The following is a 12,045-nucleotide window of genomic DNA, read 5'->3' as shown; positions in this document are numbered from 1 at the left end:
CGCTCAGCCGTACCAGATGGCGTCCGGGTCGGGGGCGCTGCGCCGCAGGGCCAGCGCCAGGGCCAGCGCGACATCCTCCTGCGCGGCGGGAGGGGGCAGCTCCTCCGCCGCCTGCAGGGCGGGCTCGAAGACAGGGGCGCCATGATCGAGGCCGATGCCGTGCGGTTCGTGCAGCCTGAGCTGCAGGGCGACATCGGCCGCCAGCCGCAGCAGCGTCTCAGGCGCGGGGGCCTCCCGCCATTCCGGCAGGCGTGTGGAGAAGGCGAGGCGGCTGGCGAATTCCAGCAGCCCCTGCGCATCGCCGATCCAGGGGGGAGGGGCGGCGCTCTCGGAAGGCAGGGCGTAGGCGGACGGCATGCTCGGGCTTTCCTGCGCCCCATCCTGGGGCAGTGCGAGGGACAACCACGCGCGGCCGGCCGGGAGGCAGGTTCCGCCGCGCGGTCGGCAGCATCGGCCGGGCGCCTTGAACAAAGCGTGAAAATCGTCGGCTGCACCCGGAGAATTTCGCTCCGGCCGGAAAGGCGCTACAGCAGTCCGGGTGAACCCGACCCGTTTTTTCCTGATCCGCCACGCTATCGTCGAGCCTTCGGCGCGCGTGATGATGTATGGCGACATGGATGTCGCCGTCTGTGCCATGGCCATGACGCAGGAGACCGCCGCCTATCGCTGGCTGGCCCAGCGGCTGCCCCGCGAGGCACGCTGGTTCCACACGCCGCTCAGCCGCACCCGCTCGACCGCCGCCGCGATCGTCGCGGCCGGCTACCCGGAGCCGGAGATGGCGGTGGAGCCGCGCTTCGCCGAGCAGCATCTCGGCGAATGGCAGGGTGTCAGCTACGAGACCTTGACCGAACTGCTGCGGGACCCGCCGCATCCCTTCTGGCCGCATGGTGCCTTCGAGCGCCCGCCTGGCGGCGAGAGCCTGGAGGACGTGATCGGCCGCATCGGCCCCACGCTGGACGAGATGGCCGAGCAGCGGGCCGGGGAGAACCTGGTGATCGTGGCGCATGGTGGCTCCATCCGCGCGGCCGTGGCCCATGCCCTGAAGCTCGATCCGCACCAGGCCTTCCAGCTCTCGGTGAAGAACCTGTCGCTGACGCGGCTGGAGAATCATGATGGCCACTGGCGCGTCGCCTCGATCAACGAGGAGCCGCCCTCGGCCAGCAGCGCCTGAAGCCGGGGCGGGGAGGCGCGCCGCGCGGCCGGGCTTTTTTCCGGCCCGGCGGGGGCGCGGAAGCCACGGAAAAGCCGCGGCATCGGGCGGCATCGCTGGCGCTGTCCGGGCGAACTCCCCGCAAGTTGGGCTTGCCAGGGCGCGGCCATGAGGTCATTCCTTCGCAAAGGCTTGGCGGAGGACCCTCATGCGGCAATTCATCTTCGCTGCGATGCTCTTCGCCACGGCAGCCCTGGGCGCGGTCGCCACCGCGCGCCCTGCCGTGGCCCAGGTCGAGCAGCAGGCCCTGGTGGATCGCTCCACCCTGGCCATGCAGGAGATGCTCGGCGCCGCCGGCGGCGCCAACGCCGCGCATTTCAACGACGCCATCACCCTGCTGCGCCGGGCGCGCGCGGTGATGATCTGCCCCCGCGTGTTCCGCGCCGGCTTCATCTTCGGCGGCCAGGGCGGCTCCTGCGTGCTGCTGGCGCGGGACGGTGCCGGCTCCTGGTCCTCGCCGGCCTTCTACGGCATGGGCAGCGGCAGCATCGGCTTCCAGATCGGCGTGCAGGACGCCATGGTCATGATGGTGATCCTGACCGACAAGGGCCTCTCCGCCCTGATGGACAGCCAGTTCAAGATCGGCGCCGACGCCTCCATCGCGGTGGCGACCATCGGCGGCGGCATTGCCGGCTCCACCACGGCGGCGGTGGGCGCCGACATCGTCACCTTCGCCAAGACGCGTGGCCTCTTCGCCGGCATCGCACTGGACGGCTCGCTGCTGAGCGGCCGCAGCGACTGGAACCGCGCCTACTACGGCCAGAGCTACGGCGCGCGACAGATCGTGGTGGACATGGCCGCGCACAATCCGGGCGCCGACCCGCTGCGCGCGGTGCTGATGCGCTTCGGCTCACCCAACCCCCAGGCGGCGCCGCAGCAGAGCTATGCGCCCCAGCAGGGCTACCAGCCACCGCCGGGCGGCGGAGTGCAGGCCGAGCCGCTGCGCTGAAGCCAGGGGACGTTGAAGCCAGGGGGCGCTGCCCCCTGGACCCCCGCCGGGGTGGTTGAACCACCCCGGACCCCGACTTGCTGGGCCGAAGGAATGTGGAGGCAGCGTTCCTCCGGGCGTCGGCCGGGAGAGGAGCCCCACCCCTATACCCCCGCCGCCAGCCCGGCGCGCAGCCGTCGGCCCTCGGTGCTGGCAGCGTCGACCAGCCCTTCGCGCAGAAACAGGTCGATCAGAACCAGGTTCACGTTGAACTTGAAGTCCTCGCCGTCACGCACCGCCTCCAGCACGCGCTGCGCCGGCCAGAGTTCGAAATGCTCCACCTCGTCGTCATGCGGAACGGGGGTGAAGTCCTCGGGCAGTTCCAGGTCGAAGACGTGCAGCACGTCACGCCGCAGCCCCTCGTCGTTCCGCATGATGTAGGAAACGCGCCCCGCCGGCCGCGCCTGCCCGGCCAGCTCGGGCGGCAGGCCGGCCTCCTCGCTGCCTTCCTTGATCAGCGTCTCCTGCGGCGTCAGCCCGGCGGGGCAGCCGCCGGCCACCATGTTGTCCCATTGGCCGGGCGCCACCGCCTTGTCCCGCGCCCGCTTGCCCAGCCAGATGTGCAGCCCATCCGCCCGGCGCACCAGCCCGTTCAGATGCGCCCCCTGGGAGATGATGCCGAAGGGCGGGATGGCAGCCCGGTCCAGCCGGGCCAGCACGGCGCCTTCCGGCGTCGCGCGCACGTCGAACAGCTCGTCCCGCAACGTCAGGAAACCGGCTTTCTCCAGCCCCTTCGCCGCATCGGCCAGCACCCGCTCGCGCGCCGCCGCGCCACGCAGCCCGGCAGGGAGCGAAACGCCCTGGCCGTCGAAATGGAAGTCGCGCGGGCGGAAGGCCAGCCAGCGGGCCAGTTCCGGGCCGAGCCAGCCGACCTGCTCCGCCCCGATGCGGAACGGCACCAGCCCGGCGGGGGAGGGGACGTTGTTGCAGGCGGCGATGTGGCGGGCGAGGTCCTTCATGCCCTTTTCTTGCCGCCGCGCCGCGCGGCCGGCAATGGCCGATGCGGGCTTTTGCCACCCGCCGCGTTGTCAGCCGGGGCCGCCGCCGTCATCTAACCGGTGACCCTGTGGAGAGACGCCTCTTGCCCCCCGCTTCCGATCCAGCCGCGCCGCCTCGCCAGCGCGGCCATTTCCAGACCCTGCTGACGCTCGCCCCCTATCTCTGGCCGCGCGGCGAAACCGGGTTGCGCATCCGCGTCGTCATCGCCCTGATCTTCATGGTGCTGGCCAAGGGGGCCAACGTGCTGGTGCCGATCGCCTATGCGCGCGCCGTGGATGCCCTTGGGCCGCAGGAGGGCGCGGCGGCGCTGATGACGGCGCCGGTGGCGCTGGTGCTGGGCTACGGCCTGTTGCGCGTCACCAGCGCCTGGTTCGGCGAGCTGCGCGACGCGGTCTTCACCCGCGTGCAGGCGCGGGCGGGCCGGGTGATCGCGCTGCAGGTGTTCCGCCACCTGCACACCCTCTCGCTGCGCTTCCACCTGGACCGGCAGACCGGCGGCATGTCCCGCGTCATCGAGCGCGGCACGCGGGGGATCAACTTCGTCCTCGACTTCATGCTGTTCAACATCATCCCCACGCTGATCGAGATCCTGCTGGTGGCCGGCATCCTGTGGGGAATGTTCAACATCTCCTTCGCCGCGGTGACGCTGCTGACCATCGGCCTCTACATCGCCTTCACGCTGATCTTCACCGACTGGCGCCTGCGCTTCCGCCGCGCGATGAACGCGATGGACCAGGAGGCCAACACCAAGGCCATCGACAGCCTGCTGAACTACGAGACGGTCAAGTATTTCGGCAATGAGGGCCACGAGGAGCGGCGCTACGATTCCACCCTGGCGCGCTACGAGCACGCCTATACCCGCTCCGAGGTGACGCTGAACTACCTCAACATGGGGCAGTCGGCGATCATCGCCATCGGCCTGACGGCAGTGATGCTGATGGCGGCCTATGGCGTCTCCGACGGGCGCATGACGGTGGGCGACTTCGTGCTGGTGAACACCTATCTCATCCAGCTCTATCTGCCGCTGAACTTCCTGGGTTTCGTCTATCGCGAGATGAAGCAGGGCCTGGTGGACATGGAGGCCATGTTCACCCTGATGCGTGAGCATCAGGAAGTGGCCGACGCGCCGGATGCGAAGCCGCTCGCCGCCGGTCCGGGCGCGCTGGCCTTCCAGGATGTCCGCTTCGGCTACCGGCCCAACCGCACCATCCTGAAGGGCGTCTCCTTCGAGGTGCCGGCGGGGCGGACGCTGGCCATCGTCGGGCCGACGGGGGCCGGCAAGTCCACCATCTCCCGCCTGCTGTTCCGCTTCTACGACGTGCAGTCCGGCCGCATCCTGCTCGACGGGCAGGACATCCGGCAGGTGACCCAGGCCAGCCTGCGCGCCGCCATCGGCGTGGTGCCGCAGGATACCGTGCTGTTCAACGACACCATCCGCTACAACATCGCCTATGGCCGCCCGGATGCCTCGGAAGCCGAGGTTGTCGAGGCGGCGAAGCTGGCCCAGGTGCATGACTTCGTGATGCGGCTGCCGGAGGGCTACGACACGCGGGTGGGCGAGCGCGGGCTGAAGCTCTCGGGCGGCGAGAAGCAGCGCGTGGCGATCGCGCGGACCATCCTGAAGGACCCGCGCGTGCTGATCCTGGACGAGGCGACCAGCGCGCTCGACACCCGCACCGAGCAGGAGATCCAGGCGGCGCTGCGCGGCGTCTCGGCCGGGCGCACCACGCTGGTGATCGCGCACCGCCTTTCCACCGTGGTGGAGGCGGACGAGATCCTGGTGCTGCAGGAGGGCCAGGTGGCCGAGCGCGGCAATCACAGCGTGCTGCTGGCGCAGGACGGGCTCTATGCCCAGATGTGGCGGCGGCAGTCCGAGGCGGTGGCCGCTGCCGAGGCCGCCGCGGCGGCGGCGCAGGCCGCCATCGCCGCCGGCGTGGCGGCGGATGAGGGCCGGCGCCAACCCGCGCATGACCCGCGCGACTGATCCGTGCGCCGGGGGCCTTTCGCCGGGTCGCCGGCGTGACTATGTGACCGAACCGTAGCAGGAGGGCACCAGATGCAACTCGATCCGCAGGGGGTGGCCCCGGAAGATCTCAGCCACGCGGGTTCCGTGGTGGACAAGGCCATCGAGTACATGATCGAGCAGAAGATCGCGCCGATCTCGGTCGCCTCCGCCCTGCTCGGCGGTGCGCTGGGGCTGATGGCCCGCAGCATGGAGGACCGCGCCATCGCCAATGTGCTGCGCAGCGCGCTGATGTCGGTCGAAGCCGGCGAGCTGCGCGAGATGCGGCACGGTCCGGCCTCGGACCGCGAGGGGCTCTGAGGAAGCAAGGCTGGGGGAGATGAATTCCCCCAGACCCCCTTCTTCTGTCTTCGAGTTTCCCGCCCTGGCGGCGGGCGCAACACCAAAACTGACAAAAGGAAGATGGGGGTTCGGGGGAATTCATTCCCCCGACCTTTTCCGTGCGGGGGGGGGGAATCCTTGACTCTCGCCGGATGGCGGGCCATACGCCCCGTCTGATTTTCACTCTGGGTGTGCGGTCGCTGCCGCGGCCCCGGTTCCATCTTGAAGGGTAGCACCATGGCTCGCCGTTGCGGCATCACCGGCAAGGGCGTGTTGACGGGCAACAACGTCAGCCACGCCAACAACAAGACGCGTCGCCGGTTCCTCCCGAACCTGCAGGAGACCTCGTTCTTCTCCGACGTGCTCGGCACCTCCGTGCAGATCCGCCTCTCCACCAACGGCATCCGCACCGTGGAGCACAATGGCGGGCTCGACTCCTTCCTGCTCGGCACGGCCGACCGGAAGCTTCCGGAAGAGGCGCTGGTTCTGAAGCGCCGCATCCGGAAGGCCCAGGCGAAGCGGGCCGCGGCGGCAGCGGTGGCTGCCTGAACTGCCCGCCCGCGCCAAGCGGGCAGGATTGTAAAAAATGAGACGCGTCGTGCTTTGCACGGCGCGTTTTTTACGTCTGGATAAGCTCCGTCGCGCAGCATGAGCGCATGGCAAACTCCATGCTCCTTCTTGCGCTGACGAACGCCTGTACTGCGGCGGGGCTCATCTTCTGCCTGCTGGCCTGCTCGCGCCGGCGGCGGGCGGAGCGCCGCGCCGCCGGGCTGGCGGTGGAACTGGCCGCCCGCAACCGGCAGCTCGACCTCTTCGCCTCCGAGCTCCAGTCCCTCGGCCTCACCATGATGGGCCAGGCGGCGGCCATGCCCGCCAGCGGGGTGGAGGGGCATGGCCGCGCCGTGCTGTGCCTGGCCGCCGACGTGCATGACGCTGCCGCCCTGGCGGCCGGGCCGCGCGTGCTGAAGGAAGAGGCGCTGCAGCTTGGCTCCGTGCTGCAGGAGGCGCTGGAGCAGGTGACGCTGGCGCTGTCGCCAAGCCGGCGGCACTGGTGCGTGGCGCCCGAACTGCACATGGTCACCATCCTGGCCGACCGCCGTGCGCTGCGCGGCGCCCTGGCCCAGGTGCTCACGCGCGCCGTCCGCCATACCCGGAACGGCGATCCGATCGAGCTGCGGCTGGTCCGTGCCGACGAGACCGTGGCCATCGTCGTGGAGGACGAAGGAGCGGGGCTGGCCGCCGAGGACCTCACCGGCGCCAGCACTGGCACGCGCGGCCTCGGGCTGGGGCTGATGGTGGCCCGGCAACTGCTGCACGCGCATGATGGCGAGCTGACGGTGGAGGCGGTGAAGGGCATCGGCGCCCGCACCTGGCTGACCCTGCCGCGGCGCCGGCTGCTGGAGGCTGCGCCGACGTCTAGCGCAGCGTGAACAGCAGCAGCAGGCCGCGCTGAAAGAACATCTCGTTGTCGTCCGCCATGAGGGCCACCCAGAGGCGGCCGGCATGGCGGAAGCAGGAGACGCCCTCCCAGTTCTCATGCGGCAGGTCCAGCAGCAGCGGCTCCGGCTCCAGGACGTTCTCCGGCGCCGGATGGGCGAGCTGCGCCGCCGGGATGCGCAGCAGCCGCCCGCTGAACCCGCCTTCCCGGAGCTTGAAGCGCCGCTCCACCACCAGGGCGCCGCCCTCGGGCAGCGCGCAGAGGTCGGTCGGGACGAAGCCGGGGGAGGGGCGGTAGCGCAACGGCGTCCAGCGGCCCGGCTCCCCGATCCAGCCGCGCCGCAGCGGCCCCGCGCCGGCGAGCAGCCCCTCGGTGATCGCCAGCCAGCGTCCGTCGGGCAGCACGGTCAGGCTCTCCAGCCCTCCGTTGACGGGGGCCTGGCTGAGGCCGGGCGGCGGCGCGGCCAGCACTTCGCAGGGCTCGTCCAGCCGGCGGTAGAGGCAGATATGGTGCCAGCGCTCGAAGCCGACGAGCCAGGTGCCGTCCGGCAGCCGCGCCAGCGACTCCGCGTCGCGCCGCAGCGGCGCCGGGGGAGGAAGGACGAAGCCGCTGCGCAGCCGGCCGGTGCGGATGGCCTCCAGCGTCCGGGGCTGCGCCGTGGCATCCAGCACCAGCCGGGCCTGCAGCCAGTAGCCGAGATCGCTGATGGCCGTCAGCGTCAGGTCGTCGGCGATATGCAGCCCGGAGAGGCCGCCGAAGCCGATGGCATGACGGTTGAGCAGCAGGCCGCCCCGCGACTCCAGCCCGGCATCGGGCGGCAGGGAAAGGGGGGGCTGCGGCAGGGCGGGATCGGTGCCGAAGCGCAGCGCGGCGCAGGCGCCCAGCCCCGCCAGCGCCAGCCCGCCCGCCAGCAGGGCGCGCCGGCGGGAGCCGATCACGCCACCAGCGGCGCCCGTTCCGTGGCGGCGCGCTGGAAGGCGGCAGCGGCGTCTTCGTCGAACAGCTCGGCGAGCTTCTTCATCATGGTGCCGCCCAGCTCCTCGGCATCCACGATCGTCACGGCGCGGCGGTAGTAGCGGGTGACGTCATGGCCGATGCCGATGGCGATCAGCTCCACCAGGTCGCGCTGCTCGATGTCATGGATCACCTTGCGCAGGTGGCGCTCCAGGTAGTTGCCGGGATTCACCGAGAGCGTGCTGTCATCCACCGGCGCGCCGTCGGAGATCACCATGAGGATGCGCCGCCGCTCCGGGCGTGCCATCAGGCGGCGGTACGCCCATTCCAGCGCCTCGCCGTCGATGTTCTCCTTCAGCAGCCCCTCGCGCAGCATCAGGCCCAGGTTCTTGCGGGCGCGGCGCCAGGGCGCGTCGGCGGGCTTGTAGATGACGTGGCGCAGGTCGTTCAGGCGGCCGGGGTTGCGCGGCTTGCCCTCCTGCACCCAGCGCTCGCGGCTCTGGCCGCCCTTCCAGGCGCGGGTGGTGAAGCCGAGGATCTCGACCTTCACCGAGCAGCGCTCCAGCGTGCGCGCCAGGATGTCGGAGCACATGGCGGCCACCGAGATCGGGCGCCCGCGCATGGAGCCCGAGTTGTCGATCAGCAGGGTGACGACGGTGTCGCGGAAATCCGCCTCCCGCTCGCGCTTGTAGGAGAGCGAGAGCAGCGGGTTGACGACGATGCGGGCCAGGCGCGCGGCATCGAGCGTGCCTTCCTCCAGGTCGAACTCCCAGGCGCGCTGCTGCTGCGCCAGCAGGCGGCGCTGCAGCCGGTTGGCCAGCTTGGAGACGACGCCCTGCAGATGGGAAAGCTGCTGGTCGAGTTGCTGGCGCAGGCGCGTCAGCTCCTCGGCGTCGCAAAGGTCCTCGGCGAGGATCTCCTCGTCGAACTGCTTGGTGAAGGCGCGATAGAGGCTGGAATCGTCGGCCGGCGGCACCTCGCGGCGCTGCTGCGGGCCGCCCGGGCGGTCCTCGCCCTCGGCGGCGACGCCCTCCTCCTCCTCCTGGCCCTCGCCCTCGTCCTCGGCGGCCTCGCCCTGCATGCTCTCGGGCTGGGCGCCCAGCGTCTGGTCGGACTCGCGCGACTGCGCCTCGCCCTCCGCCGAGTTGTCCTGCTGGCTGCTGGTCTCGGTGCCCTCGTCGCCGGCCTCATCCTCCTCCGCCTCGGCCTCCACCTCGGCCTCGGCGAGGTCGAGGGCGGAAAGCAGCTTGCGGGCCGCGCGGGCGAAGCGATCCTGGTCGGCCTGGGTCTCGGCCATCTCGAGCAGGGCGGCCTCGGCCTTCTCGCCAAGGGAGTCACGCCAGAGGTCCAGCACGCGCTGCGCGGCGGCGGGGGCGGGCTGGCCGGAGAGCCGCTCGCGCGCCAGCAGGGAGAGCGCCGCGGGGAGCGGCAGCTGGTCCTTGCGGGTCATGCGATCATAGCCCTCGGCCTCGCAGGTCTCGGCGAGGCGGGCCTCCAGATTGGCGGCCACGCCGGGCATATGCGCGCTGCCCACCACCTCGACGCGGGCCTGCTCCAGCGCGTCGAACACCTCCTTGGCCTCGCGGCGGGCGGGGGTGCGGGCGGCATGGGCGGCCTCGTCATGGTGGCGCAGGCGCAGCGCGATGGAATCCGCGGCGCCGCGCAGCCGCGCCATCTCGGCCGGCGGCAGGGCGCGGGTCGGCATCGGCAGGCGGGCGCGCTTGCCGGCCAGGCCGGAGGGGCCGGGCTGGTAGGCCACCTGCACCTCGGCATTGCGCGCAATGGCGCGCAGCGTCCCGGCGGTGGCCCGCTTGAACTCTTCCTGGCGCGTCTGGTCCTTGTTGCCGCTCATCCGCTCCGGCTCCCCGCGAAAGAATGGGGGCGCTGCCCCCATGCCCCCGCCGGGGAGACAGTGTCTCCCCGGACCCCGCCGTCAGCTTATGGCGGGGTCCGGGGTGGCACGGCCACCCCGGCGGAGGGGTCCAGGGGAGGCGGCGCCTCCCCTGGCCAAGGTCTCAGGCCTTCCGGACCATCAGGCCGGTCGGCACTTCCTCGTTGAAGCAGCGCTGGTAGTACTCGGCCACCGTCGAGCGCTCCGCCTCGTCGCACTTGTTGAGGAAGGAGAGGCGGAAGGCGAAGCCGACATCGCCGAAGATGCGCGCGTTCTCCGCCCAGGTGATGACCGTGCGCGGCGACATGACGGTGGAGATGTCGCCCGCGATGAAGCCGGCGCGGGTCAGGTCGGCCAGCGCCACCATGGCCTCGATCCGCTTCTTCGCCGCGGCGTCCTTCGGGTCGATGCCAAGCTTGGCGGCGACGATGCTGCTCTCCTGCGCATGCGGCAGGTAGTTCAGCGTGGCCACGATGTTCCAGCGATCCATCTGGCCCTGATTGATCTGCTGGGTGCCGTGGTAGAGGCCGGTGGTGTCGCCCAGGCCGACGGTATTCGCCGTGGCGAAGAGGCGGAAGGCCGGGTGCGGGCGGATCACGCGGTTCTGGTCCAGCAGCGTCAGCTTGCCCTCGACCTCCAGCACGCGCTGGATGACGAACATCACGTCCGGCCGGCCGGCGTCGTACTCGTCGAAGACCAGCGCGCAGGGGTGCTGCAGCGCCCAGGGGAGGATTCCCTCGCGGAACTCCGTGACCTGCTTGCCGTCCTTCAGGACGATGGCGTCCTTGCCGATCAGGTCGATGCGGCTGATGTGGCTGTCCAGGTTGATGCGGATGCAGGGCCAGTTCAGCCGCGCCGCCACCTGCTCGATATGGGTGGACTTGCCGGTGCCGTGATAGCCCTGGACCATGACGCGGCGGTTGAAGGCGAAGCCGGCCAGGATGGCGAGGGTGGTGTCGCGGTCGAACTTGTAGGTGTCGTCGGCCTCGGGCACGTGCTCGGTGCGGACCGAGAAGGCGGGCACCTCCAGATCGCTGTCGATGCCGAACACCTCGCGCGCGTTCACTGTGATGTCGGGCAGGTCAATGGCGCTGGTGCTGCGGGGTTCGGTAAGGGTAGCGACCTTGCTCATCGGGCTCTCTCTGCTGTCGGCACTCGTGTCGCGGTAAGTCTGAAGGCTGCCCCATCAGGCTCAAGTGGGGGCTCAAGCGGGCGAGGCTCAAGCGGCCCGGCTGGAGGAGGCGGAAGGCTTCGCCGGGGCGTGCTCCGCCGCCATGACGGCCAGCCGCTTGCGCAGCAGACTGTAGGCGCGGTTGATATCCTTCAGACGGTCCTCGGCGGACTTGTCGCCGCCGTTCGAATCCGGATGGTAGCGCTTGGCCAGCTCCTTGTAACGGGCGCGCAGCGCGTCTTCCTCCAGCGGCCAGCCCAGCCCCATCACGTCAAGTGCGGCGCGCAGCTCGGGCGGCGCCTCCTTGGCGCTCTTGCGCGGGGTCGGCGGTGCCTGGCCGAAGAGGCCGAGCGGATCGCGGAAGATCTCGGGATTGAGCTTGGTGTTGCCAAGCCGGCCGAGCGGCCAGGTCGGCCGCTGCCAGCCACTGTCTTCCCGGAGATTCTGCTCGATCTCGTCGGTGCTCATGCCCTTGTAGTAGTCCCAGGCCTGATTGTAGGCGCGGACATGCTCAAGGCAGAAATGATAGTAGTCACGCAGCCGCGAGCGGTCGCGCGGTGCGCGGAATTCTCCCGCGGCCTCGCAGCCGGGCGCGTCGCACGGCTGGCTGGGGGAGGTGCTGTCGGATCGGAGACGGTCGCCGCGACGGGCCATTTGTCGGTTTATGGGCGCGGATCGCGGGGGCCGCAAGCCGCCAGATGCCAAACCTTTCGCTTGGCAGGCTGCCAGCGACATGGAAAACCTCCTTGCATGTCGATACGCGCGGAACGCATGCGGAATGTCCTGATTTCGGCCTTCGCCCCGGCGGAGGTCGCCATCCTGGATGAGAGCCATCGTCATGCCGGCCATGCGGGGGCGGCACCGGGCGGCGAGACGCACTATGCCGTGCAGGTGATCAGCCCCGCCTTCGCCGGCCAGAGCCGCGTGGCACGCTCGCGCGCCGTGCATGCGGCACTGGCGGGCGAGTTCAGCTCCGGGCTACACGCGCTCTCGCTGCGGCTGCTCACGCCCGACGAGGCGGCCAGCGCAGCCTGAACCAGGCAGCCCGCA

The 12,045-nt window shown here is 70.7% G+C and carries 13 protein-coding genes; 7 read left to right on the top strand and 6 right to left on the bottom strand.

Going from position 1 to position 12,045, the window contains the following annotated elements; all coding sequences use genetic code 11:
• Positions 1-3 precede the first annotated feature (3 nt).
• Positions 4-357 carry a hypothetical protein gene (locus QMO56_RS00755; protein WP_283523108.1) on the bottom strand — a complete coding sequence of 118 codons (354 nt, stop codon included), beginning with the start codon at positions 355-357 and terminating at the stop codon, positions 4-6.
• A gap of 181 nt (positions 358-538) precedes the next feature.
• Between QMO56_RS00755 and QMO56_RS00750 the strand changes: the two genes are divergently transcribed.
• Positions 539-1,171 (top strand): histidine phosphatase family protein, encoded by a 633-nt coding sequence (locus QMO56_RS00750; protein WP_283523107.1) that lies wholly within the window; start codon positions 539-541, stop codon positions 1,169-1,171.
• A 187-nt stretch (positions 1,172-1,358) separates the two neighbouring features.
• Positions 1,359-2,159, top strand: coding sequence for a lipid-binding SYLF domain-containing protein (locus QMO56_RS00745; protein WP_283523106.1), 801 nt, complete (start codon positions 1,359-1,361; stop codon positions 2,157-2,159).
• Between the two features lie 143 nt (positions 2,160-2,302).
• Here the strand turns inward: QMO56_RS00745 and QMO56_RS00740 are convergent, their stop codons facing one another.
• The gene (locus QMO56_RS00740; protein ID WP_283523104.1) at positions 2,303-3,157 is read right to left on the bottom strand and encodes an NUDIX hydrolase family protein; all 855 of its coding nucleotides are present in this window, start codon (positions 3,155-3,157) and stop codon (positions 2,303-2,305) included.
• 41 nt (positions 3,158-3,198) lie between these two features.
• Here QMO56_RS00740 and QMO56_RS00735 point away from each other — a divergent pair, with 41 nt between their 5' ends.
• The 4 genes from QMO56_RS00735 to QMO56_RS00720 all read left to right on the top strand — a co-directional run bounded on the left by QMO56_RS00735 (position 3,199) and on the right by QMO56_RS00720 (position 6,971).
• Positions 3,199-5,181 (top strand): ABCB family ABC transporter ATP-binding protein/permease, encoded by a 1,983-nt coding sequence (locus QMO56_RS00735; RefSeq protein ID WP_408906490.1) that lies wholly within the window; start codon positions 3,199-3,201, stop codon positions 5,179-5,181.
• A 72-nt stretch (positions 5,182-5,253) separates the two neighbouring features.
• Positions 5,254-5,520 carry a hypothetical protein gene (locus QMO56_RS00730; RefSeq protein ID WP_283523102.1) on the top strand — a complete coding sequence of 89 codons (267 nt, stop codon included), beginning with the start codon at positions 5,254-5,256 and terminating at the stop codon, positions 5,518-5,520.
• A gap of 258 nt (positions 5,521-5,778) precedes the next feature.
• Complete coding sequence (gene rpmB / locus QMO56_RS00725; RefSeq protein WP_283523101.1) at positions 5,779-6,090, top strand: 50S ribosomal protein L28; 312 nt, start codon at positions 5,779-5,781, stop codon at positions 6,088-6,090.
• A 107-nt stretch (positions 6,091-6,197) separates the two neighbouring features.
• Complete coding sequence (locus tag QMO56_RS00720; RefSeq protein ID WP_283523100.1) at positions 6,198-6,971, top strand: sensor histidine kinase KdpD; 774 nt, start codon at positions 6,198-6,200, stop codon at positions 6,969-6,971.
• Here the strand turns inward: QMO56_RS00720 and QMO56_RS00715 are convergent.
• The 4 genes from QMO56_RS00715 to QMO56_RS00700 form a co-directional block, all read right to left on the bottom strand.
• On the bottom strand, positions 6,958-7,917 hold the full coding sequence (locus QMO56_RS00715; protein WP_283523099.1) for an esterase-like activity of phytase family protein: 960 nt from the start codon (positions 7,915-7,917) through the stop codon (positions 6,958-6,960). The genes QMO56_RS00720 and QMO56_RS00715 overlap by 14 nt on opposite strands.
• Positions 7,914-9,785 (bottom strand): cobaltochelatase subunit CobT, encoded by a 1,872-nt coding sequence (gene cobT / locus QMO56_RS00710; RefSeq protein ID WP_283523098.1) that lies wholly within the window; start codon positions 9,783-9,785, stop codon positions 7,914-7,916. Before cobT ends, QMO56_RS00715 begins: the two co-directional genes overlap by 4 nt.
• A gap of 163 nt (positions 9,786-9,948) precedes the next feature.
• Complete coding sequence (cobS, locus tag QMO56_RS00705) at positions 9,949-10,956, bottom strand: cobaltochelatase subunit CobS (RefSeq protein WP_283523097.1); 1,008 nt, start codon at positions 10,954-10,956, stop codon at positions 9,949-9,951.
• Between the two features lie 87 nt (positions 10,957-11,043).
• On the bottom strand, positions 11,044-11,649 hold the full coding sequence (locus tag QMO56_RS00700) for a J domain-containing protein (protein WP_283523096.1): 606 nt from the start codon (positions 11,647-11,649) through the stop codon (positions 11,044-11,046).
• Positions 11,650-11,745: 96 nt separating this feature from the next.
• On the opposite strand from QMO56_RS00700, the gene QMO56_RS00695 reads away from it, so the two are divergent.
• Positions 11,746-12,030, top strand: a complete 285-nt coding sequence (locus QMO56_RS00695) for a BolA family transcriptional regulator (protein WP_283523095.1) — start codon at positions 11,746-11,748, stop codon at positions 12,028-12,030.
• Positions 12,031-12,045: the final 15 nt, after the last annotated feature.

It is taken from the genome of Roseomonas sp. E05 (genome assembly GCF_030063475.1).
Taxonomy (GTDB): domain Bacteria; phylum Pseudomonadota; class Alphaproteobacteria; order Acetobacterales; family Acetobacteraceae; genus Pseudoroseomonas.
Note: the sequence above shows the minus strand (reverse complement) of the source record. Positions and strands in the feature narration are given on the sequence as shown.

Coding starts and splice junctions, on each gene's coding strand:
- QMO56_RS00755 (WP_283523108.1), bottom strand. CDS start 357: ATGCCGTCCGCCTACGCCCTGCCTTCCGAGAGCGCCGCCCCTCCCCCC.
- QMO56_RS00745 (WP_283523106.1), top strand. CDS start 1,359: ATGCGGCAATTCATCTTCGCTGCGATGCTCTTCGCCACGGCAGCCCTG.
- QMO56_RS00740 (WP_283523104.1), bottom strand. CDS start 3,157: ATGAAGGACCTCGCCCGCCACATCGCCGCCTGCAACAACGTCCCCTCC.
- QMO56_RS00735 (WP_408906490.1), top strand. CDS start 3,199: ATGCGGGCTTTTGCCACCCGCCGCGTTGTCAGCCGGGGCCGCCGCCGT.
- QMO56_RS00730 (WP_283523102.1), top strand. CDS start 5,254: ATGCAACTCGATCCGCAGGGGGTGGCCCCGGAAGATCTCAGCCACGCG.
- rpmB (WP_283523101.1), top strand. CDS start 5,779: ATGGCTCGCCGTTGCGGCATCACCGGCAAGGGCGTGTTGACGGGCAAC.
- QMO56_RS00720 (WP_283523100.1), top strand. CDS start 6,198: ATGGCAAACTCCATGCTCCTTCTTGCGCTGACGAACGCCTGTACTGCG.
- cobT (WP_283523098.1), bottom strand. CDS start 9,785: ATGAGCGGCAACAAGGACCAGACGCGCCAGGAAGAGTTCAAGCGGGCC.
- cobS (WP_283523097.1), bottom strand. CDS start 10,956: ATGAGCAAGGTCGCTACCCTTACCGAACCCCGCAGCACCAGCGCCATT.
- QMO56_RS00700 (WP_283523096.1), bottom strand. CDS start 11,649: ATGGCCCGTCGCGGCGACCGTCTCCGATCCGACAGCACCTCCCCCAGC.
- QMO56_RS00695 (WP_283523095.1), top strand. CDS start 11,746: ATGTCGATACGCGCGGAACGCATGCGGAATGTCCTGATTTCGGCCTTC.